Annotated in this window: 9 protein-coding genes; 7 read left to right on the forward strand and 2 right to left on the reverse strand. The window is 66.1% G+C overall.

The window, feature by feature from the left end; translation table 11 throughout:
* The first annotated feature begins 165 nt into the window (after window positions 1-165).
* A complete protein-coding gene (guaB, locus tag AMB_RS19150; protein WP_011386135.1) occupies window positions 166-1,626 on the forward strand; it encodes an IMP dehydrogenase in 1,461 nt (486 codons plus the stop codon).
* A 34-nt stretch (window positions 1,627-1,660) separates the two neighbouring features.
* Here guaB and AMB_RS19155 read toward each other — a convergent pair whose 3' ends face one another.
* Window positions 1,661-2,569, reverse strand: coding sequence for an amino acid ABC transporter substrate-binding protein (locus AMB_RS19155; RefSeq protein WP_011386136.1), 909 nt, complete (start codon window positions 2,567-2,569; stop codon window positions 1,661-1,663).
* Between the two features lie 128 nt (window positions 2,570-2,697).
* On the opposite strand from AMB_RS19155, the gene AMB_RS19160 reads away from it, so the two are divergent.
* Window positions 2,698-4,020, forward strand: a complete 1,323-nt coding sequence (locus tag AMB_RS19160; protein WP_043747047.1) for an RsmB/NOP family class I SAM-dependent RNA methyltransferase — start codon at window positions 2,698-2,700, stop codon at window positions 4,018-4,020.
* Window positions 4,021-4,075: 55 nt separating this feature from the next.
* Here the strand turns inward: AMB_RS19160 and AMB_RS25995 are convergent, their stop codons facing one another.
* The gene (locus tag AMB_RS25995) at window positions 4,076-4,249 is read right to left on the reverse strand and encodes a hypothetical protein (protein WP_011386138.1); all 174 of its coding nucleotides are present in this window, start codon (window positions 4,247-4,249) and stop codon (window positions 4,076-4,078) included.
* A 252-nt stretch (window positions 4,250-4,501) separates the two neighbouring features.
* Between AMB_RS25995 and AMB_RS19170 the strand changes: the two genes are divergently transcribed.
* From AMB_RS19170 to AMB_RS19190, 5 genes are all read left to right on the forward strand, one after another.
* The gene (locus AMB_RS19170) at window positions 4,502-5,572 is read left to right on the forward strand and encodes an NAD-dependent epimerase/dehydratase family protein (RefSeq protein ID WP_043745281.1); all 1,071 of its coding nucleotides are present in this window, start codon (window positions 4,502-4,504) and stop codon (window positions 5,570-5,572) included.
* Window positions 5,573-5,600: 28 nt separating this feature from the next.
* Window positions 5,601-6,683 carry an NAD-dependent epimerase/dehydratase family protein gene (locus tag AMB_RS19175; protein WP_011386140.1) on the forward strand — a complete coding sequence of 361 codons (1,083 nt, stop codon included), beginning with the start codon at window positions 5,601-5,603 and terminating at the stop codon, window positions 6,681-6,683.
* A complete protein-coding gene (locus tag AMB_RS19180) occupies window positions 6,683-7,897 on the forward strand; it encodes a glycosyltransferase (protein WP_011386141.1) in 1,215 nt (404 codons plus the stop codon). Before AMB_RS19175 ends, AMB_RS19180 begins: the two co-directional genes overlap by 1 nt.
* A gap of 15 nt (window positions 7,898-7,912) precedes the next feature.
* A complete protein-coding gene (locus AMB_RS19185; protein ID WP_011386142.1) occupies window positions 7,913-9,259 on the forward strand; it encodes a B12-binding domain-containing radical SAM protein in 1,347 nt (448 codons plus the stop codon).
* A gap of 226 nt (window positions 9,260-9,485) precedes the next feature.
* The gene (locus AMB_RS19190; protein ID WP_043745284.1) at window positions 9,486-22,655 is read left to right on the forward strand and encodes an S-layer family protein; all 13,170 of its coding nucleotides are present in this window, start codon (window positions 9,486-9,488) and stop codon (window positions 22,653-22,655) included.
* Window positions 22,656-22,705: the final 50 nt, after the last annotated feature.

The following is a 22,705-nucleotide window of genomic DNA, read 5'->3' on the forward strand; positions in this document are numbered from 1 at the left end:
CTGGGTTCCTCACCGCCTGCCATTATAGCACCAAAGCGCCTTTGGGCGCGGCGGGCATGGCGGCAATCGCTCCCGCACATGGCTTTCGCGGAGGCGATGCTTGAGACGCGGCCCCGAATGTGTATGATGGCGCGCCACTAACCGGACCCCACCACCGGAGGCGGCATGATTATCAAGGAAGCCCTTACATTCGACGACGTTCTGCTGGTCCCGGCGGAATCCTCCGTGCTGCCCGCGCAGGCGGATACCCGTACCCGCCTGACCAAGTCCATCGAACTGGGCATCCCGCTGCTGTCGGCGGCCATGGACACGGTGACCGAAAGCCGCCTGGCCATCGCGCTGGCCCAGGATGGCGGCATCGGCGTTATCCATAAGAACCTCGACATCGACGCCCAGGCCGCCGAGGTCCGCAAGGTCAAGAAGTTCGAATCCGGCATGGTGGTCAATCCGCTGACCATCCACCCCGACCAGACCCTGGCCGACGCGCTGCGCCTGATGTCGGATTACAAGATTTCCGGCATTCCGGTGGTCGAGCGCGGCTCGGGCAAGCTGGTGGGCATCCTCACCAACCGCGACGTGCGCTTTGCCAACGACGCCGCCCAGCCGGTCTACGAGCTGATGACCAAGGACAAGCTGGTCACCGTGCGCGAAGGCGTCGACAAGGAAGAGGCCAAGCGCCTGCTGCACCAGCACCGCATCGAGAAGCTGCTGGTGGTGGACGCCGATTACCGCTGCATCGGGCTGGTCACCGTCAAGGACATGGAAAAGGCCCAGGCCCACCCCACCGCCGCCAAGGATGAGAAGGGCCGCCTCAGGGTCGCCGCCGCCACCGGCGTGGGCACCGACGGCTTCGCCCGCGCCATGAAGCTGATCGAGGCCGAGGTGGACGTGGTGGTGGTCGACACCGCCCACGGCCATTCGCGCGGTGTGATCGACACCATCGCCGAGATCCGCAAGGCCTCGCCCCACATCCAACTGGTGGGCGGCAACATCGCCACGCCGGAGGCCGCCCTGGCCCTGATCAAGGCCGGCGCCGACGCGGTCAAGGTGGGCATCGGGCCGGGCACCATCTGCACCACCCGCATGGTGGCGGGCGTGGGCGTGCCCCAGCTTTCCGCCATCATGGAAGTGGCCGAGGTGGCGCACAAGCACGGCGTCTCGGTGATCGCCGACGGCGGCATCAAGTATTCCGGCGACATCGCCAAGGCCATCGCCGCCGGCGCTGATTGCGTAATGATCGGGTCCCTGTTCGCCGGCACCGAGGAAAGCCCCGGCGAGGTGTTCCTATTCCAGGGCCGCTCGTACAAATCCTATCGCGGCATGGGCTCCATCGGCGCCATGGCGCGCGGCTCGGCCGACCGCTACTTCCAGGCCGAGGTGGACGACAAGCTGAAGCTGGTGCCCGAGGGCGTCGAGGGCCGCGTCCCCTACAAGGGTCCGGTCACCACCGTCATCCATCAGATGATCGGGGGCCTGCGCGCCGGCATGGGCTATACCGGCAACGCCACCATCAAGGACATGCAGACCCGCTGCACCTTCCGCCGCATCACCTCGGCGGGCTTGCGTGAAAGCCATGTCCACGACATCGCCATCACCAAGGAAGCGCCGAACTACAAGAGCGAGTAGGACCGGCCCTGGGGCGCCGCCCGTCGGCGCCCCCTTACTCCTCCGGCCGGAAGGCCTCGGCGGGATCGTCGCCGGGGAATTTGATCAGGCTGAGCAGAACCGGGCTCATGGGGAAATCCAGCGCCGCGTTCATGGGCGGAATGGGCGACTGGAACCACTTGGCGTAAAGCCGCCCCACCTCGCCCGATTCCATCATCGCCTTGACCGTGCGGTCCACCAGCGCCTTGAACTCCGGGTCCCCCTTGCGCAGCATGATGGCGATGGGTTCGGTGTTCAGGGTCTGGGGCAGGATCTGGTAATCCTTGGGCGCCGCCGAACTGGCGATCAGTCCGGCCAGCAGGTTGTCGTCCATGACGAAGGCGGCGGCCTGGTCGCTTTCCAGCATCTTGAACGATTCGGCGTGGTCGTTGCCGAACAGCTCGGTGACCTTGATGTCGCGGCCCTGGACCCGGGCCTTAAGCAACTGCACGCTGGTGCTGCCCGCCGTGGTGGCCACCGCCTTGCCGTCCAGCTGGGACAACTTACCGATATGGGCGGCCTTTTTCACCGCGATGCGCACCGAAGCCACGTAAGTGGTGGGAGCGAAGGCCACCTGGGTCTGGCGCGCCGCATTATTGGTGGTGGAACCGCATTCCAGGTCGATGCCGCCGTCCAGCAGGCGGGGAATGCGGGTCTTGGAGGTCACCACCTCGGTTCGCACCTCAAGGGCGGCCAGGCCGAGCTGGGCCTTCACCGCCTCGGTGACGCGGCGGCAGATGTCCACATGGTAGCCGATGGGCTTCTTGTCGCCGTCCAGGTAGGACAGCGGATAGGACGCCTCGCGCACGCCGAGGACCACGGAGCCGGTTCGCTTCACCTTGTCCAGGGTCGGCTCGGCGCGTGCGGCGCCGCCGGTGGAAATTACGGCCAGGGCCAGGAACAGCGGCAGGACGAAAGGCTTCATCGCGACGGGTCCGTAAGATTATTTCGCGAAAACTAGATACCCGGTCCGCGCCGCTGTCAACGTAGCCGAGGGTACAGGGGGGTATGCGGGGCTTGCAGCCACACCCGAATTGCCGCATGTATCAGGTTATGACTCCCGCCGCACGCCTTCAGGCCGCCATCGAGGTGCTTTCCGAAATCGAGAAGTCGGCCAAGCCGGCTGATTCGGTCGCATCATTCTATTTCAAGCAGCGCCGCTATATCGGCGCCAAGGACCGCCGCGCCGTGGCCGAAGTGGTCTGGCGCGTCCTGCGCCGCCGGGCCCGCATCGACTGGTGGCTGGAGCATCTGGACCATCCCGAGCGCCCCAATGCCGAGGGCAAGGGCGGGTCCCGCGCCCGGGTGCTGGCCGACATGATCTTCGAAGGCATCAAGCCCGAGCCCGACCTGTTCCGCGGGCCGCATTCGGCCTATCCGCCCGAGCCGCCCGAGCGCCGGGTGCTGGACATGCTGGCCGGGCAGAAGAGCCTGTTCCATCGCGACATGCCGCCCCATGTGCGCGGCGAATATCCCCAATGGCTGACGCCGCGCCTCGCCGCCCTGTTCGGCGACAACCTGGATTCCGAGATGGGCGCCATGCGCGACGAGGCGCCGCTGGATCTGCGCGTCAACACCTTGAAGGCGACCCGCGACGAAGCCATCCGCGCCCTGGCCAAGGAGGGCATCAAGGCCGAGCCCACGGCGCTGTCGCCCATCGGCCTGCGCCTGGGCGCCCGCGTGCCGCTGGTCCAGGTCCAGGCCTGGCGCAACGGGCTGATCGAGGTCCAGGACGAGGGCTCGCAGCTGGTGGCCCTGCTGACCGACCCCAAGCCGGGACAGGCGGTGGTGGATTATTGCGCCGGCGCCGGGGGCAAGACCCTGGCCCTGGCCGCCGCCATGCAGAACAAGGGCCGGCTGGTGGCCTGCGACGTGGCCGAGTGGCGCGTCGACCGCGCCCAGGACCGCCTGCGCCGCGCCGGCGTCCATAACGTCACCCGCCGGGTAATCGAAGGCGAATCCGACAAGTGGATCAAGCGCTCGGCCGGGTCCTTCGACCGGGTGCTGGTGGACGCGCCGTGCACCGGCACCGGCACCTGGCGCCGCAACCCCGACGCCAAGTGGCAGTTCAGCGAGACCGACCTGCTGGAACTGGTGGCCCGCCAGGGCGCCATCCTCGACAGCGCGGCGCGCCTGACCAAGCCGGGCGGGCGGCTGATCTACGCCACCTGCTCCATCATGCGAGAGGAAAACGAGGACCGCATCGAAGCCTTCCTCGCCGCCCATCCCGATTACCGCCCGGTTCCCGTGCCCGAACTGTGGGCCGAACTGGCGGGAACCCCCTGCCCTGTCGGCGGCCCCTGGCTACGGCTGTCGCCCCAGGCCCACGGCACCGACGGCTTCTTCGCCGCCGTGCTGGAGAAGGCGCCCGCATAAGAAAAGGGCCGGCTCCCCAAGGGAACCGGCCCGAAGTCTTCCGGGAGGAAGAAAACTAGCGGCGCCAGGCCAGATCGGCGATCTCGCGGTGGTCAAGCATGTCCATCTCGCGCTCGAGCCGGCGGGCGGCCCTGAAGTCCCGAACCAGCGCGATGGCGCGGCGGACGGCCTCGGTCAGGCGGAAGTCGACGTCGAAACCGGCGGTCTGGGTGAGCTGGTGCAGGGTCATGGCGGTCATCCCGGTCTTGGGTGTTGATCTGTTGCCAACACCCTACGACGCCCCCCGCAACCCGAGAATCGACCAATTCGCATGGGCCGATGCAAAAACGGCATACCGGTACCGAATTACCAAATAACCCTACTGTTATCGGCACCATTCCAATCTAGCTCATTTAATGAAGTCTTATGGAATCCGGGACCATAAGTGGGTGTTGCAACGATGGCCGGCAGAATCGCCGGCTCAAATTCAAAGCCCTTCAGAATGAACCGGACAAGAATCCTCGTTACGGGTGGAGCAGGGTTCGTCGGCTCGAACATCGCCATGGCGCTCAAGCGCGACCTGGACGGTGTCGAGGTGGTGGCCTTCGATAATCTCAAACGCCGCGGCAGCGAATTGACCCTGGGACGCCTGCGCGCCGGAGGGGTGAGCTTCGAGCACGGCGACGTGCGCTGCGCCGAGGACCTGGGGGCGCTCGGCCCCGCCGACCTGGTGATCGAATGCTCGGCCGAGCCCAGCGTCCATGCCGGCTATGACGGCAATCCCTCCTATGTGGTCAACACCAACCTGCTGGGAACCGTTAACTGCCTGGAATATGCACGCCGCCATGGCGCCGACATGGTGTTCCTGTCCACCAGCCGGGTCTATCCCATCGCTGCCTTGCGGGCCATCCCGCTGGAGGAGCAGGGCGACCGTCTGGTGGTGCCGCCCGGCGCCGCCGGGCCGGGCTGGTCAGAAGCGGGAATCGGCACCGACTTCCCCCTGTCGGGCAGCCGCTCCATCTATGGCGCAACCAAGCTGGCGTCGGAGCTGCTGATCGAGGAATACCGTGCCCTCTATGGGCTGAAGATCGCCATCAATCGCTGCGGCGTGCTCACCGGCCCCTGGCAGATGGGCAAGGTCGACCAGGGCGTCATCGTCCTTTGGATGGCGCGCCACGTCTTCGGCGGGCCGCTGGGCTACATGGGCTTTGGCGGCCATGGCAGGCAGGTGCGCGACATCCTGCACGTGGACGATCTCTATGATCTGGTCCGCCTTCAGATGGCCGATCCGGACGGCTTCTCCCAAGGGGTGTTCAACGTGGGCGGCGGCCCCGGCGTCTCGGTGTCCCTGCGCGAGTTGACCGGGCATTGCCGCCGCATCTCGGGCGGGCAGGTGGTTCTGGGCTCGGACCCGGAAACCCGCGATGCCGACGTGCCCTATTACGTGACCGACAACGCCGCCATCACCCGGGCCTGCGGCTGGGCGCCGCGCCGGTCGGTGGAAATAGTGCTGGGCGACATCCACGCCTGGCTGCTGGAAAACCGGGCCATGCTGGCCCCGATGTTCGCCTGAGCGGATCGGAGTTAACCGGGGAGAGATCATGAGTGTCGTCGTCATCACAGGATCGGGCGGGCTGATCGGTGCCGAGGCGGCCCGTTTCTTCGATCGCCAGGGCATGAGCGTGATCGGCATCGACAACGACATGCGCGGATATTTTTTTGGCGCGACGGCCAGCACCGCCTGGGCGCGGGCCGAGCTGGAGCGCGGCTTGAAGGACTACACCCACGCCGCCGTCGACATCCGCGACACGGCGGCCATCGACACCCTCTTCGCCCGCTACGGCAAGACCATCACCGCGGTGATCCACACCGCCGCCCAGCCTTCCCACGACTGGGCGGCCAAGGAGCCGCAGGTAGATTTCACCGTCAACGCCAACGGCACCCTGGTGCTGCTGGAAGCCACCCGCAAGCACTGCCCTGACGCCTGCTTCATCCATTGCAGCACCAACAAGGTCTACGGCGACACTCCCAACACCCTGCCGCTGATCGAGCTGGAAACCCGCTGGGAGCTGGATTCCAGCCACCCCTGGGCCGAACACGGCATCGACGAGAGCATGTCCATCGACGCCAGCACACATTCGCTGTTCGGCGTATCCAAGGTGGCCGGCGACCTTCTGGTGCAGGAATACGGCCGCTATTTCGGCATGAAGACCGCCTGCTTTCGCGGCGGCTGCCTGACCGGGCCGGGCCATTCCGGCGCCCAGCTTCACGGCTTCCTGTCCTATCTGGTCAGGTGCGCGGTGACCGGCGACGCCTATACGGTCTTCGGCTACAAGGGCAAGCAGGTCAGAGACAACATCCACTCAGCCGATCTGGTCAACGCTTTCTGGCATGTGTTCCAGGCGCCGAAATCGGGGGCCGTCTACAACATGGGCGGCGCCCGACACTCGAACTGCTCCATGCTCGAAGCCATCTCCCTGTGCGAGGAGCTGACCGGTCGCCCCATGAACTGGTCCTATTCCGAGACCAACCGTATCGGCGACCATATCTGGTGGATCAGCAGTGTCGAGCGCTTCCGCGCCGACTACCCTGGCTGGAATTTCACCTACGACATCCGCCGCATCCTGGCCGAGATTCATGATGCCATGGCCGAACGGACCCTGCGGACACAAAGGAAGGCCTGATGTTCGCCTATGTCGACAGCGCCCTGATGAATAATCTTGGGCATCACGCAAATTCAGCGCGGAACATCTCGACTGAGTTGCGGTCCCGCGGCATCCCCTGCGCCGTGCTGGGCTATCTGGAGCTGGAACCTGCGCTGAAGGATGAACTGGCCGCGGCGCCCTGGTTCCGCTGCAATACCTACGGCATCTATGACAACGACCCCATTTGCGGCTGGCTGGCCAATTTCGATTTCGTGTCACGCGTGCTGGCCGACGACATGAACCGGATTCAAGGCATTGCGGCCACCGATGTCATCTATGTCAATTCCGTCCAGCCGCCCCAGTTCATGGGCATCGTGCGCTGGGCCCAAGCTTTGCCGGAAGACCGGCGTCCCACGGTGATCGTGGAATTCGGCACCGATCCCGGCCTTGTGGCCCACGACACGCCGGAAGGACTGCGATTTTCCCCCATGGACACAAGAGTGGATTCGCGGGCCGTTCTGCTGCGCTACACGGCCCGGCACCTGAGCGAAGCGGATCAGAAGTGGCTGCGCCTGGCCACCTTCGACACTCAGTCCTCCGCCATCTTTCAGTTATTGCTGGACTTTCCCGTCGGCACCTTGCCTCTGCCGCAGCAGGCGATGACCTCATGCCGCGACCGGAGCGGAACACGCCCCATCACCATCGGCATCCTAGGCCATCAGCGGGGCGAGAAGGGCTTCGACAAGGTCCCCGCACTGGTCGCCCGCCTGCTGGCCGAGCGCACCGATATTCGGGTACTGGTTCATAACGGCTTGCCCGAGGGCATGGTCACGCCTCAGCAGGAATTGCGCGCCATGGCCGCCGCCGACCCGCGCCTGACGCTGGACGAGCGCACCGCCGACGGCGTGCTGTGGGCGTCGCTGCTGGACCAGACCGACCTGATCGTCTGTCCCTACAACCGAAACCGGTTCATCTCGTCCTATTCGGCCGTGGCCAGCGAAGCCATGGCCAACGCCATTCCCGTGGTGGTCCCCGAAGGCACCACCATGCATGCGGTGATCCGTGAATTCGGCGAGCCGGGAACCATATTCAAAGAGGAAAGCGTCGAGGCCATCGCCGCGGCGACCCACGCAGCCCTCGACGATTTCGACCGCCTGGCGGAATTGGCCCGTCAGGCGTCCATCCGATGGGGGGAAACGCGCGGCGCCAAGTGCCTCGTGGACACCTTGCTGTCCTGGCAGGCGGCATCTTGAAGAAGGACTAGATCCATGAAGGTTCTGTTCAGCAATCCTCCGTGGTGGGGCGAAAAGGCCCTCTACCCCATGCCCGACGGTTCCCACCAGCTGGTGCACCGGGCCGGCGTGCGCGCCGGATCGCGGTGGCCGTTCACCTTCTTCATGGGCAACGGCCCCGACAATTACCAATTCGGCTCGTACCTGCCCTATCCCTATTTCCTGGGCCACGCCGCCACCTGGGCCAACCGCGAGCTGGGCGGCAACGTCCAGTTCCGCGATTCCATCGCTTTGCGGGAATCCTACGACAAGTACTACGAGTTCCTGGACGCCGAGCGCTTCTCCCACATCGTCATCGAATCCGCCTCGCCCAGCTGGGAGCACGACAAGGGAGTGATCGGCGAAATCTCGCGCCGCCTGCCCCATACCCGCTTCGTCATCACCGGCCCCATCACGTCCCATGGGGAGGCGCTGCTGGACGAGGCCCCCAACATCCAGGCCACCGTGCGCGGCGAATACGAGAAGGGCGTCATCAAGGCGCTGAACGGCGCCAACGGCGTGGTGGATTTCGATCTGCTGAGCGTGGCCGAGATGAATTCGGCCCCCTTCCCCTATTTCGACAACGTCATCGCCCACCGCTATTGCGACACCAACCCGCGGGGCCAGCAATTCCCCCATGCCCAGGTATTGTCCAGTCGCGGCTGCCCGTACAAGTGCATCTTCTGCGTCTGGCCGGCAACCATGACCTCCAACGACCCCGACGGCAGCGGCAAGCGCATCGTGCGCCAATACAGCGCCGATTACATGGAGGCCTTCCTCACCGAACTGGTGCAAAAATACGGCTTCCGCTCCATTTATTTCGACGACGACACCTTCAACTTGGGCGATCGTCACGTGGAGAAAATGTGCGCGGTGATGCGCAAGATCGGCGTCCCGTGGTCGGCCATGTGCCGCGCCGACACCTCCAGCTTCCATCTGTGGCAGGAGATGAAGGACAGCGGCTGTTTCGGGGTCAAGATCGGCTTCGAAAGCGGCAACCAGGAGGTGGTCGACAACATCGTCAACAAGCGCCTCGATCTGGAAGAGGCCCGCAAGGTCGCCTTCGAAATCAAGCGCGTCGGCATGACGCTGCACGGCACCTTCACTTTCGGCCTGCCAGGCGAAACGCCCGAACAGATGCAAGATACCGAAAACTACATGACCACCTTGCCGCTGGATTCCTGCCAGAAATCCGGCTGCGCCGAGATCGAGGGCGCGCCGCTCCACACCCTGGGGCGCACCTCCAACCTCAAGGCCTATCCCGGCGCCAAGATGGACGAAAACTACAGCCGCGAGACCGACGGCCAGATGAAGTTCGAGAAAATGAGGTCCATACAGGTTTGACCCGACATACTCACATCCAGGCCTCGGCGGCGGCAGGCAAAAAGTATTGGCCCTTGCTTTGCCGCCGGCGGAATCCCGCAGATTCCAATGAGATGCGCCGAATCGATCAGCCATAAATTCGTTGCGTCGAGGCCTGCATTTTGGTAGTTAATTAACCTGAGTGGCAATATGTTTTAAGCGAGCGAGCGTCCGAAGCGGCGCGTAAATCTCCAGAAAGGGGGTAGCCGTGGTTTCTTCAGTCACCTTCCAGTCGGCCGCGGCCATTGCGGCACTGACGACGACGAACATCGCGGCGTGGGACACCACGGACATCGCGGCACTGGTCTCCACCCAGCTGCAGGCGCTGACCGCCACCCAGATCAAAGCTCTGGAAACCACCGACATCGCGGCACTGACCACGACGCAGCTCAGCGTGCTGAGTTCGACGCAGGTCGCGGCCTTCGACAATACCCAGATCGTCTTCAGCGCGGCCCAGCTCGGCGTCCTCAACGCCTCGCAGCTCGGCGCGTTCTCGACCTCGGACATCGCCGCCCTCAGCACCACGGCCATCAGCGGCTTCACCACCACCCAGCTGTCGTCGCTCGCCAGCACCCTGCTGGATTCCATCGAAACCACCGACATCGCGCTGCTCAACACCACTCAGCTCTCCTCGCTCAAGACCTCGCAGCTTGCCGCTCTGTCGACCACCAATCTGAATGCGCTCTCCACCACGGCCGTGGCCGGATTGAGCGCCGCCCAGGTGAATGCGCTGACCACCGGCCAGATCGCCGCCCTGTCGACGACCCAGACCGCGTCGCTGTCCACCGCCGAACTGAACAACCTGACCTCGACCCAGATTCGCAGCCTGACCACCACACAGCTGTCGAGCCTGACCACCACCCAGTTGTCCGGCATCTCGGTTGCCCAGATCGCCAACCTGACCACCACGGCGCTGAACGCTCTGTCGACCACCGGTCTGGCGGGATTGACCAGCACCCAGGCCAACAGCCTGACCTCCACCCAGGTCGGCGGGCTGACCACCACCAACCTCAATGCGCTTGAGACTACCGATCTCGGGGCGCTGTCCACCACCGCGCTGAGCGGCCTGACCACCACCCAAACCGGCGCACTGACCACCACGTCGGTTTCGGCGCTGACCACCACCGAAATCGGCGCCCTGACGGTGACGCTGCTCAACGCGCTGTCCACCACCAATGCGGCGACGCTGACCTCGACCCAGATCACCGGCCTGAACTCGGCCCTTCTGGCTGGGTTGTCCACCACCAACCTGTCGTCGCTGGCCACCACCACGCTGGCGTCGCTGACCACGCTGCAACTGCGCGGCCTGACCACCACCCAGGCCTCGTCGCTGAGTTCGGCCCAGGTCACCAACCTGACATCGACGCAGGTCTCGGCCCTGACGGCTCAATCGATCAATGCGCTGTCGACCACCGCGCTGAACACCCTCAGCACCACCCAGTTGGGCTCGATCAACACCACCACGCTGAGCAGCCTGACCACCACCACGCTGAACGCGCTGCAGACCGCCAGCATCGCCGGGTTGACCAGCACGCAGGTGCGCGGCCTCAGCACCGCCCAGGTCGCCGGACTGACCACCACCCAGGTCAACGCGCTGGAAACCACCGACGTGGCGGCCCTGACCACCGGTCAGGTGGCCGCCCTGACCACCTTGCAACTGTCGGCGCTGTCGTCCACCAATGCCTCGGCCCTGACCGCCACCGAAATCAAGTCGCTCTCCGCCGTGCAACTGTCCGCCCTGGCCACCACGGCGGCCGCGGAATTGTCCACCACCCAGGTGGCGGCGTTCACCAGCGGCCAGATCGAGGGCCTGTCCACCACCATGTTCAACGCGCTGTCCACCTCCGCCGTGGGCAGCCTTTCCGCGACTCAAGCCAAGAGTCTGACCTCGACCCTGCTGGCCGGGCTGACCTCGGCCAATCTCGGCGCCCTTGATTCCGCCGATCTGGCTGCCGTGTCGACCACGGCTCTGAACGCTCTGACCACCACCAACGTGGCGCTGCTGACCAGCACCCAGGTTACGGGTCTCAAGGCGACTCAGATTGCCGGATTGACCACCACCAAACTCAACGCATTGACCACCGCCAATGTGGCGGAATTGCTGGTGACCCAGGTCAAGGCCCTGACCACCGCCCAGATCAGCGGCCTGTCCACCACCGTGCTCAACGCCCTGGAAACCACCGATGTCGCCGCGCTCAGCGCCGCGCAGGTGGCTTCGCTGACCACCACCCAGGTGACGGCGCTGAACTCCACCCAGATCGGTGCGCTGACCGCTACCGAGACCAAGGCGCTGTCCACCACCCAGTTGAACGCCCTGTCCACCACCAATGCGGCCGAGCTGTCCACCACCCAGGTGGCCAGCCTCACCACCGCCCAGGTGGCCGGCCTCAGCACCACCAACCTCAACGCCCTGTCCTCGACCGCGTTGGCGGGGCTGTCGATCACCCAGGTCAAGTCGCTGTCCACCACGCAGCTTGGCGGCCTGTCCACCACCCAGGTCGACGCCCTGGAAACCCGGGATGTCGCCAGCCTGAACGCGACCCAGATCAATGCGCTGTCCACCTCCAGCATCGCTGAACTGTCCACCGCTCAGATCGACGCCCTGACCAGGACCCAGGTGGCGGGCCTCAGCACCACGACGCTCAACGCCCTGGAAACCACCGACGTGGCCGAGCTGTCCACCACGCAGGTGCGCGCCCTGACCAGCGCTCAGGTGGGCGGACTGTCCACCACCCAGCTCAACGCCCTGGAAACCACCGATGTTGCCGCGCTGCTCGGCACCCAATTGACAGGTCTATCCACCACCCAGTTGGGTGATTTGAGCACCACGGTGCTGACCAGCCTGACCAGCACTGCGCTGCGCAGCCTGACCACGACCCAGGTCAATGCGCTGACCACCACTAACCTGGCGGAGCTGTCCACCACCCAGGCCGCAGCCCTGACCACCGCCCAGGTGGCGGGTCTGTCCACCACGACGCTGAACGCGCTCACCACCACCACCATCGCGGCGTTCACCGCCACCCAGGCCAAGACTCTGACCTCCACCCAGGTGGCTGGGCTCACCACCACCCAGGTGGCGTCCCTGTCCACCACTGAAATCGCCGCGCTGACCACCACGAGCATCAATGCTCTGACCACCACCAACGCCGCTCAGCTTACCACCGCCCAGATCGATGCCCTGACCAAGACGCAGGCCGGCGGCCTCACGACGACGACGCTGAACGCGCTGACCACCACCAACATCGCGGAGCTTTCCACCGCCCAGGCGCGCTCACTGACGTCGGCCCAGATCGGCGGGCTTTCCACCACCCAGTTGAACGCGTTCGAGACCACAGACCTGGCCGCCCTGACCGCCACCCAGGTCAGCGGTCTGACCACCGCCCAGGTTGCGGCGCTGACCACCACCCAGGCAAGCGCCCTGACCTCCACCGAGACCAGGGCACTGACCTCGGCTCAGCTTAATGCCCTGACCACCACCAACATGGCTCAGCTGACCAGCACCCAGGTCAGTGGCCTGACCACCGGCCAGGTGGCCAATCTCAGCACGACCAACCTCAATGCCCTGTCAACCACCGCCTTGGCAGGTTTCAGTGCCACCCAGGCCACGAGTCTGTCCACGACACAGGCTGCCGCGCTGTCCACGACGTCGCTCGGCGCCCTTGAAACCAGCGATCTGGCCAAGCTGTCGGCCACGGTGCTCAACGCCTTGAGCACCACCGGCGTCGCCGGATTGTCCTCGACCCAAATCGGCGGATTGACCAAGACCCAGCTCGTCGGCCTCTCCACGACCCAGCTGAATGCGCTGGAAACCACCGATCTGGCCGCCCTGTCCAGTTCCCAGGTGCGCAGCCTGACCGCCACGCAGATTGGCGGGCTGAGCACCACCCAGATCAATGCGTTTGAGACCACCGACATTGCGGCGCTGACCGCAACCCAGGCCCAGGGCCTGTCCACGACTCAGATCGCCAACATCAGCACGACCCAGTTGTCCAGCCTGACTACGACCGGGCTCAAGGCTCTGACGTCGGCCCAGTTGAACGCGCTGAGCACCACCTCCGCGGCGGAACTGACCACCACTCAGATTGGCGGCCTGACCACGGCCCAAATCGCCAACCTGTCGACCACCAACCTGAATTCGCTGTCGACCACCGCCGTTGCCGGCCTCAGCGCCACCCAGGCCAAGAGTCTGACCACCACCCAGGTGGCGGCCCTGACCACCACCCAGGTGAGTTCGCTGAGCACCACCGAACTGGGTGCGCTGAGCGCCACCGTGTTCAACGCCCTGTCCACCACCAACGTGGCCCAGCTGTCGTCCACTCAGCAGGGTGTGCTTTCCGCCACCGTGTTCTCCGGCCTGGGCACCACGGCGCTGAATGCGCTCGACACCACCGATGTCGCGGCGCTGACGACGACCCAGCTCCGCAGTCTGACCGCGACCCAGATCGGCGGCCTGACCACCACCACTTTGAACGCGCTCGAGACCACGGACATCTCGTCCCTCAGCGCCACCCAGGTCGGCGGCTTCACCACCACCCAAATTGCCGCTCTGACCACCACCAATGCCGCGGCCCTGACAACCACCGAAATTCGTGCCCTGACCACGGCGCAGTTGAACGCGCTGACCACCACCGACGCCGCGGCCTTGACCAGCACCCAGATCGGCAGCCTGACCACCGGTCAACTCGCCAATCTTTCGACCGCCAACCTGAATGCTCTGTCCAGCACCGGGCTGGAGACCCTGAACCGCACCCAGGTCCAGAGTCTGACCACTACCCAGGCCGCCGCGCTGAGCACCACCGCGACAAGCGCCCTGTCCAGCACCAGCGTGGCGGCAATCAGCGCCACCGTGTTGAACGCGCTGACGACCACCAGCGTCGCCGCCCTGTCCACCACCCAGGTATCCTCGTTCACGGTCACCCAGGCGGCCGGACTGTCGACCGCCAACCTCAACGCCCTGACCACCACCAACGTGGCGGCCCTAACCACGGCGCAGGTGCGGTCGCTGACCACCGCCCAGGTCGCCGGTCTGTCCACCACCCAGATCAATGCCCTGGAAACCACCGACCTGGCGGTGCTGACCACCGCCCAGGCGGCTGCCGTCACCACCACCCAGCTGGCGGCCCTGAGTTCCACCTCCGTGGCGGTGCTGACCACCTCGGCCATCCGGTCGTTGAGTGCGACCCAGCTGAACGCGCTGACGACCACCGACGCCGCGTCGCTGACCACCACCCAGGTTTCGTCGCTGACCACCACCCAGGTGGCCGGGCTGTCGACCACCAACCTCAACGCGCTGACCACTTCCGCCATCGCGGAACTGACCTCGGCCCACGCCCAGAGTCTGACCAGCACCCAAACCGCCGCCCTCAGCACCACTCAGCTGGGCGCCATCCAGTCCACCGATCTGGCGGCGATGACCACCACCGCGCTGAACGCGCTCTCCACGACCAACGTGGCCCAGCTGACCACCACTCAGGCGTCCAGCCTGACCACAGGGCAGGTCTCGGGCCTGACCACCGCGACCCTGAACGCCCTGACCACAACCGATGTGGCGGCGCTGTCCACGGCCCAGGTCCGGAGTCTGACGGCCACCCAAATCGGCGGCCTGACCACCACCCAGGTGAATGCGCTGGAAACCACTGATCTGGCGGCCTTGACCACGGTCCAGATCGGCGGCCTGACCACCACCCAGTCCGCGGCCCTGGCCTCCACCGCCGTGAGCGAGCTGACCTCGGCCGAGGTCGGCGCCCTGTCGACCAGCAACCTGAACGCGCTGACCACCACCAACGCGGCGACCCTGTCCACGACCCAGGTGAGTTCGCTGAGCTCGGTCACGATCGGCGGGCTGTCGACCACCAACCTCAACAACCTGAGCACGACCACGCTGGCCGGCCTGACCGCCAACCAGCTGCGCGGCCTGACCACCACGCAGACCGGCGCGCTGACCACCACGGCGGCGGCGGCCCTGAACTCCGCGGTCATCACCATCCTGACCGCGACTCAGATCAATGCCCTGTCGACCACCAGTCTGGCCGGGCTGACCAGCACCCAGGTCGCCAGCTTCACCACCACCCAGGTCAGCGGCCTGAACACCACCACGCTGAACGCGCTGGAAACCACCGATGTGGCGGCTCTGTCCACCACCCAGGTCCGGAGTCTGACCACCGCTCAGATTTCCGGCCTCAGCACCACCAACCTGAACGCCTTCGAGACCACGGATCTGGCTGCGCTGACCACTGCCCAGGTCGCGGCTCTCACCACCACCCAGACCGCCGCGCTGACCAGCGCCGGCGCCGGCGCCCTGACCTCCACGGAGATCTCGGCCCTGTCCACCGCGCAAATCAACGCGCTGACCACCGCCAACGCGGCGATCCTGTCCACCACCCAGCTGTCGGGGATCACCTCGACCACCCTGGGCGGCCTGACCACCACCACCCTTAACGCTCTGGCCACCGCCACCATCGCCGGACTGTCGGCCACCCAACTGTCCGGCCTAACCACGACCCAGGCAGCCGACATCTCGACCACCGCGCTCGGCGCCATCGAGACCACCGATCTGCGTGCCATCTCGGCCACGACGCTGAATGCCCTGAGCACCACCAATGTGGCAGCCCTGTCCACCGCCCAGGTGGAAAGCCTGACCACTTCCCAGGTGGCCGCCCTGAACACCACGACCCTGAACGCCCTGGAAACCACCGATGTGGCGGCCCTGACCACCACCCAGGCGCGGGCCTTGACGGCCAGTCAGGTGTCGGGCCTGAACACTACCCAGGTCAACGCCTTCGAGACCACGGACATCGCAGCCCTGACCGCGACTCAGGTCTCCAATCTGACCACCACCCAGACCGGGGCCCTGAGCACCACGGCGCTGTCGGGCGTCACCTCCACCCAGGTGAACGCGCTGACCACCACCCAGATCAACGCCCTGTCCACCACCAACGCGGCGACTCTGACCACAACCCAGGCGGACGGCCTGACCGCCAATCAGATCGGTGGCCTGACCACCACCTTGATCAACGCCCTGGCCACCACCACCCTGGCCAGCCTGAGCTCGAGCCAGGCGGCGGGCCTGACCACCGCCCAGGCGGCCGGCCTGTCCACCACTTCCGTCTCCCAGTTGACCACCACCGAGTTGGCCGGCATCTCGGCCTCGGTGCTGAACGCCCTGACCACCACGGGCGTGGCGACCCTGTCCACCACCCAGGTGGGCGCCCTGACCGCCACCCAGGTTTCCGGCCTCAGCACCACCGCGCTGAACGCCATGACCACCACCGACATCGCGGCCCTGACCACGACCCAGGCCCGGAGTCTGACCACGGCCCAGGTGTCCGAGCTGTCCACCACCCAGGTGAACAACCTCAGCACCACCGACATTGGCGCCCTGACCAACGCCCAGATCGGCAGCCTGACCACAACCCAAACCGGTGCTCTGAATACCACCGCCCTGTCGGGCATCACCTCGACCGGCATCAACCAGCTGTCCACCACTCAGCTGAACGCGCTGTCCACGACCAACGCCGCGGCGCTGTCCACTACTCAGGTTGATGGCCTGTCCGCGACCCAGATCGGTGGTCTGTCCACCACCAACCTGAACGCCCTGTCCACCACCGGTTTGGCCTCCATCTCGTCGACCCAGGCGGCCGGCATCACTTCGACCCAGTCGGCGGCCCTGACCACCACCGCGCTGGGCGCCATCGAGACCACCGATCTGCGCGCCCTGTCGGCCACGGTACTGAACGCCCTGTCGACCACCAACGTGGCGGCCCTGTCCACCACCCAGGTTGACTCCCTGACCAGCGCCCAGGTCTCCGGCTTGAGCACTACTCAGCTGAATGCGCTGGAGACCACTGATGTGGCTGCCCTGAGCACCACTCAGGTGCGTTCGCTGACCACCACCCAGGTCGCCGCGCTGGACACCACCCAGGTCAACGCGCTGACCACCGCCGATGTCGGGGCCCTGACCACCACCCAGGTGAGCAGCCTGACCACCACCCAGACCGGGGCTCTGACGACCACCACGCTGTCCGGCATCACTTCGACCCAGGTGAAGGCGCTGTCCACCGCCCAGTTGAACGCGCTGTCCACCACCGATGTCGCGGCCCTGGATACGACCCAACTGACCGGTCTGACCGCGACCCAGTTCGGCGGTCTGTCCACCACCACCCTCAACGCCCTGTCCACCACCGGCGTGGCCAGCCTGACCTCGACCCAGGTGGCCGGCATCAGCACCACCCAGGCGGCGGCTCTGACCACGACCCAGGTCGGCGCGATCGAAACCACCGATCTGCGCGCCCTGACCGCCACGGTGCTGAATGCACTGTCCACCACTAACGTGGCGGCGCTGTCCACCACCCAGGTTGACTCTCTGACCACCGCCCAGGTCTCCGGCTTGAGCACCACCCAGCTGAATGCGCTGGAGACCACCGACGTCGCGGTTCTGAGCACGACCCAGGTCCGGAGTCTGACGACCACCCAGATCAGTGCCCTGAACACCACTCAGCTCAATGCGCTGCCGACCACCGATATCGCTGCCCTGACCACCACCCAGGTGAGCAGCCTGACCACCACCCAGACCGGGGCGCTGAATACCACGGCCCTGTCGGGCATCACCTCCACCGAGGTGAACGCCCTGTCGACGGCTCAGTTGAACGCCCTGTCCACCACCAACGCGGCGGCGCTGTCGACCACCCAGGTGTCCGGCCTCAACGCCACCCTGGTTGCCGGTCTGTCGACCACCAACCTGAATGCCCTGTCCACCGCCGCGGTGGCGGGCCTGTCCTCGACCCAGGCCTCCGCCCTCACCAGCACCCAGACCGCCGCCCTGAGCACCACTCAGCTCGGCGCCCTGGAGACCACCGACCTGGCGGCCGTCACCACCACGGCGCTGAACACCCTGTCGACCACCAACGTCGCAGCCCTGAGCACCACCCAGGTGTCCAGCCTGACCACCACTCAGGTCGGCGGCCTGTCCACCACCCAGTTGAATGCTCTGGAAACCACGGATGTGGCGGCTCTGGCCGTCACTCAGGCGCAGTCGCTGACCACTGCGCAGATCTCCGGTTTGAACACCACCCAAGTCAACGCCATCTCGACCACCGATGTCGCGGCGCTGACCACCACACAGCTGACCGGCTTGACCACCACTCAGGTCACGGCCTTGAACACCACCAACCTGGCGGCGCTGACCACATCCCAGGTGGCCTCGCTCACCGCGACCCAGGTGGATGCGCTGTCGACCACCAACATCGCGGCCCTGTCCTCTGCCCAGGTGAGCGCTCTGACCACCACCCAGGTGAGTTCGATCGCCACCACCACGCTGAACGCTCTCGAAACCACCGACGTGGCGGCCCTGACCACCACCCAGGTGCGCTCGCTGACCACCACCCAGGTGGCGGGCCTGAACACCACTCAGGTCAACGCGTTCGAAACCACCGACATCGCCGCCCTGACCACCACCCAGGTCGGCGGCCTGACCACCACCCAGATCGGTGCGCTGAACACCACCGCGCTGTCGGGCATCACCTCGACCGAAGTGAACGCGCTGTCCACCGCCCAGGTGAACGCGCTGTCCACCACCAATGCGGCCGCCCTGACCGCCACCCAGCTGGACGGCCTGAGCACCACCCAGGTGGCTGGCCTCAGCACCACCAACCTGAACGCCCTGTCCACCACCGGCGTGGCCAGCCTGTCGTCGACCCAGGTCGCGGCGCTGACCACCACTCAGATTTCCGCCCTGTCGACCACTCAGCTGAGTGCGGTCGAGACCACTGATCTGGCGGCACTCTCCGCCACCCAGGTGGATGCCCTGTCGACCACCAACATCGCGGCTCTGTCCACCACCCAGGTGTCCAGCCTGACCACGGCGCAGGTTGGATCCCTGGCCACCACCACCCTGAACGCTCTCGAAACCACCGACGTGGCGGCCCTGACCACCACCCAGGTGCGCTCGCTGACCACCACCCAGATCGCTGCGCTGAACACCACTCAGGTCAACGCGCTGGAGACCACCGACATCGCCGCCCTGACCACCACCCAGGTCGGCGGCCTGACCACCACCCAGATCGGTGCGCTGAACACCACCTCGGTGTCGGCGATCACCTCGACCGAGGTGAACGCGCTGTCCACCACCCAGCTCAACGCGCTGTCCACCACCAATGCGGCGACGCTGACCACCACCCAGTTGGACGGCCTGACCACCAGCCAGGTTTCCGGCCTCAGCACCACCAACCTGAACGCCCTGTCCACCACCGGCGTGGACAGCCTGACCACCACCCAGATCAGTGCCCTGACCTCCTCCCAGACGGTTGGCCTGTCCACGACCACCCTGGCGGCCCTGAATACCGCCGAAGTGGCCGCGCTGACCGCGACCGCCGTCAACGGCCTGTCGACCACCAACGTCGCGGCACTGTCCACCGCCCAGGTTTCGTCCCTGACGACCACCCAGGTGAGCGGCCTGTCCACCACCACGCTGAACGCCCTGGAAACCACCGACGTGGCGGCCCTGACCACCACCCAGGTGCGCTCGCTGACCACCACCCAGATCGCCGCGCTGAACACCACTCAGGTCAACGCGCTGGAGACCACCGACATCGCCGCCCTGACCACCACCCAGGTCGGCGGCCTGACCACCACCCAGATCGGTGCGCTGAACACCACCGCGCTGTCGGGCATCACCTCGACCGAGGTCGCCGCGCTGTCCACCGCCCAGATCAACGCGCTGTCCACCACCAACGCAGCGGCCCTCGCCACCACCCAGCTGTCCGGCCTGACCACCAATCAGGTGAATAACCTCAGCACCACCAACCTGAACGCCCTGTCCACCACCGGCGTGGCCAGCCTGTCGTCGACCCAGGTCGCGGCGCTGAGCACCACCCAGATCAACGCCCTATCCACCACTCAGCTGGGCGCGGTCGAGACCACCGATCTGGCGACGCTCTCCGCCACCCAGGTCAATGCGCTCACCACCACCAACATCGCGGCGCTGTCCACCAACCAGGTCGGGTCCCTGACCACCACCCAAGTCAGCGGTCTGTCCACCACCACGCTGAATGCCCTGGAAACCACCGACGTGGCGGCCCTGACCACCACCCAGGTGCGCTCGCTGACCACCACCCAGATCGCCGCGCTGAACACCACTCAGGTCAACGCGCTGGAGACCACCGATATCGCCGCCCTGACCACCACCCAGGTCGGCGGTCTGACCACCACCCAGATCGGTGCGCTGAACACCACCGCGCTGTCGGGCATCACCTCGACCGAGGTCGCCGCGCTGTCCACCGCCCAGATCAACGCGCTGACCACCACCAACGCGGCGGCCCTCGCCACCACCCAGTTGTCCGGCCTGACCACCAATCAGGTGAACAACCTCAGCACCACCAACCTGAACGCCCTGTCCACCGCCGGCGTGGCCAGCCTGTCGTCCACCCAGGTTACGGCGCTGAGCACCACCCAGATCGCCGCTTTGTCCACCACTCAGCTGAGTGCGGTCGAAACCACCGATCTGGCGGCACTCTCCGCCACCCAGGTGAACGCGCTCACCACCACCAACGTGGCGGCGCTGTCCACCGACCAGGTCGGGGCCCTGACCACCTCCCAGGTCAGCTCCCTGTCCACCACCACGTTGAACGCTCTTGAGACCACCGACGTGGCGGTGCTGTCGACCACCCAGGTGCGGAGCCTGACCTCCACCCAGATCAGCGGTCTGAACACCACCCAGATCAATGCCCTGGGAACCACTGAGCTGGCGGCGCTGACCACCACTCAGATCACTGGGCTGACCACCACTCAGACGGGTGGCCTCAGCAGCACCTCTGTGGGTGCGCTGACCACCACGGAGGTGGGCGGACTGTCCGCCACCCAGATCAACGGCCTGACCACCACCAACACGGCGCTGCTGACCACCACCCAGGTGTCGGCCCTCAGCACCACCCAGGTGGCGGGTCTGTCCACCACCGCCCTGAACGCTCTGTCGACCACTAACGTGGCAAGCCTCAGCTCGACCCAGGTGTCGGCGCTGACCTCCACTCAGGCGGCGGGCTTGGCCACCACCCAGCAGATAGCAATCGAGACCACAGACCTGGCGGCCATCTCCGCCACGACCCTGAACTCGCTGTCGACCACCAATGTGGCCGCACTGACCACCACCCAGGTGAGCAGCCTGACCACCACTCAGCTCAATGGCCTCGGCACCACCACGCTGAACGCGCTGGAAACCACCGATGTCGCCGCGCTGACCACCACTCAGGTGTCCAGTCTGACCACCACTCAGTTGGTCGGCCTGACCACCACCACGCTGAACGCCCTGTCCACCACGGACATCGCGGGTATGACCTCCACCCAGGTGACCAGCCTGACCACCACTCAGGTCGCCGGCCTCAGCACGACGGCACTCGGCGCCATCGAGACCACCGACCTGGATGCCCTCTCGACCGCCCAGTTGAACGCCCTGAGCACCACCAATGTGGCTGCGCTGTCCACCACCCAGGTGTCCAGCCTGACCACCACCCAGGTGTCCGGCCTCAGCACCACGCAGCTGAATGCCCTGGAAACCACTGATGTGGCGGCCCTCACGGTCACTCAGGCGCAGAGCCTGACCGCGACCCAGATCAGCGGGCTGAGCACCACCCAGGTGAATGCGTTCTCCACCACGGATCTCGCGTCGCTGACCACCTCCCAGATCGGCGGCCTGACCTCCACCCAGGTGGCGGCCATCAGCACCGCCAATCTGGCGGTCCTGACCTCCACCGAAATTTCGGCGCTGTCGACCACCAACCTCAACGCGCTGATCACCGCCCAGGTGGCGAGCATCACCACCACCCAGGTGGCTGGCCTGACCGCGACCCAGATCGGCGGACTGACCACCACTCAGCTCAACCAGATCTCGACCACGAACATCGCGGCTCTCACCACCACCCAGGTAAGCGGCATCAGTGCCGCCCAGGCCACGGCCCTGAGCACCGCGACCCTCGGGACACTGACCGCCACTGAGATCGGTGGGCTGACCTCCACGGCGGTGAACGCGCTGACCACCACCAGCATCGCCGCCCTGACCACCACCCAGATCAGCGGATTGGTGACCAGCCAGCTCGCTAACCTGACCACCACCGCGCTGGCAGCCATCGAGAGCACCGATATCGGGGCGCTTTCCACCACCCAGTTCGAGGCGCTGACCTCGACCTCCATCGCGGCGCTGATCACGACCCAGATCACGGGTCTGAGCACGACGCAATTGGCGGCCATGACCACCACCCAACTCAGCGGTCTGGAGACCACCGACATCCTGGCCATGACCTCGGCCCAGGCCACGGCCCTCGGCCCGCTGAACGGCAGCATGACCACCGCGCAGAACAGCGCCTGGTCCACCGCGATGAGCTATCCGTGATCCCGGATATGAGCCGTCCCTGAAGGGACGGCTCATGGTGGGCGTTCTTT

The organism is Paramagnetospirillum magneticum AMB-1, assembly GCF_000009985.1.
GTDB classification, from domain to species: Bacteria; Pseudomonadota; Alphaproteobacteria; order Rhodospirillales; family Magnetospirillaceae; genus Phaeospirillum; species Phaeospirillum magneticum.

Bases quoted from the DNA above. Each gene is read 5' to 3' on its own strand.
- guaB (WP_011386135.1), top strand. From the start codon at position 166: ATGATTATCAAGGAAGCCCTTACATTCGACGACGTTCTGCTGGTCCCG.
- AMB_RS19155 (WP_011386136.1), bottom strand. From the start codon at position 2,569: ATGAAGCCTTTCGTCCTGCCGCTGTTCCTGGCCCTGGCCGTAATTTCC.
- AMB_RS19160 (WP_043747047.1), top strand. From the start codon at position 2,698: ATGACTCCCGCCGCACGCCTTCAGGCCGCCATCGAGGTGCTTTCCGAA.
- AMB_RS25995 (WP_011386138.1), bottom strand. From the start codon at position 4,249: ATGACCCTGCACCAGCTCACCCAGACCGCCGGTTTCGACGTCGACTTC.
- AMB_RS19170 (WP_043745281.1), top strand. From the start codon at position 4,502: ATGAACCGGACAAGAATCCTCGTTACGGGTGGAGCAGGGTTCGTCGGC.
- AMB_RS19175 (WP_011386140.1), top strand. From the start codon at position 5,601: ATGAGTGTCGTCGTCATCACAGGATCGGGCGGGCTGATCGGTGCCGAG.
- AMB_RS19180 (WP_011386141.1), top strand. From the start codon at position 6,683: ATGTTCGCCTATGTCGACAGCGCCCTGATGAATAATCTTGGGCATCAC.
- AMB_RS19185 (WP_011386142.1), top strand. From the start codon at position 7,913: ATGAAGGTTCTGTTCAGCAATCCTCCGTGGTGGGGCGAAAAGGCCCTC.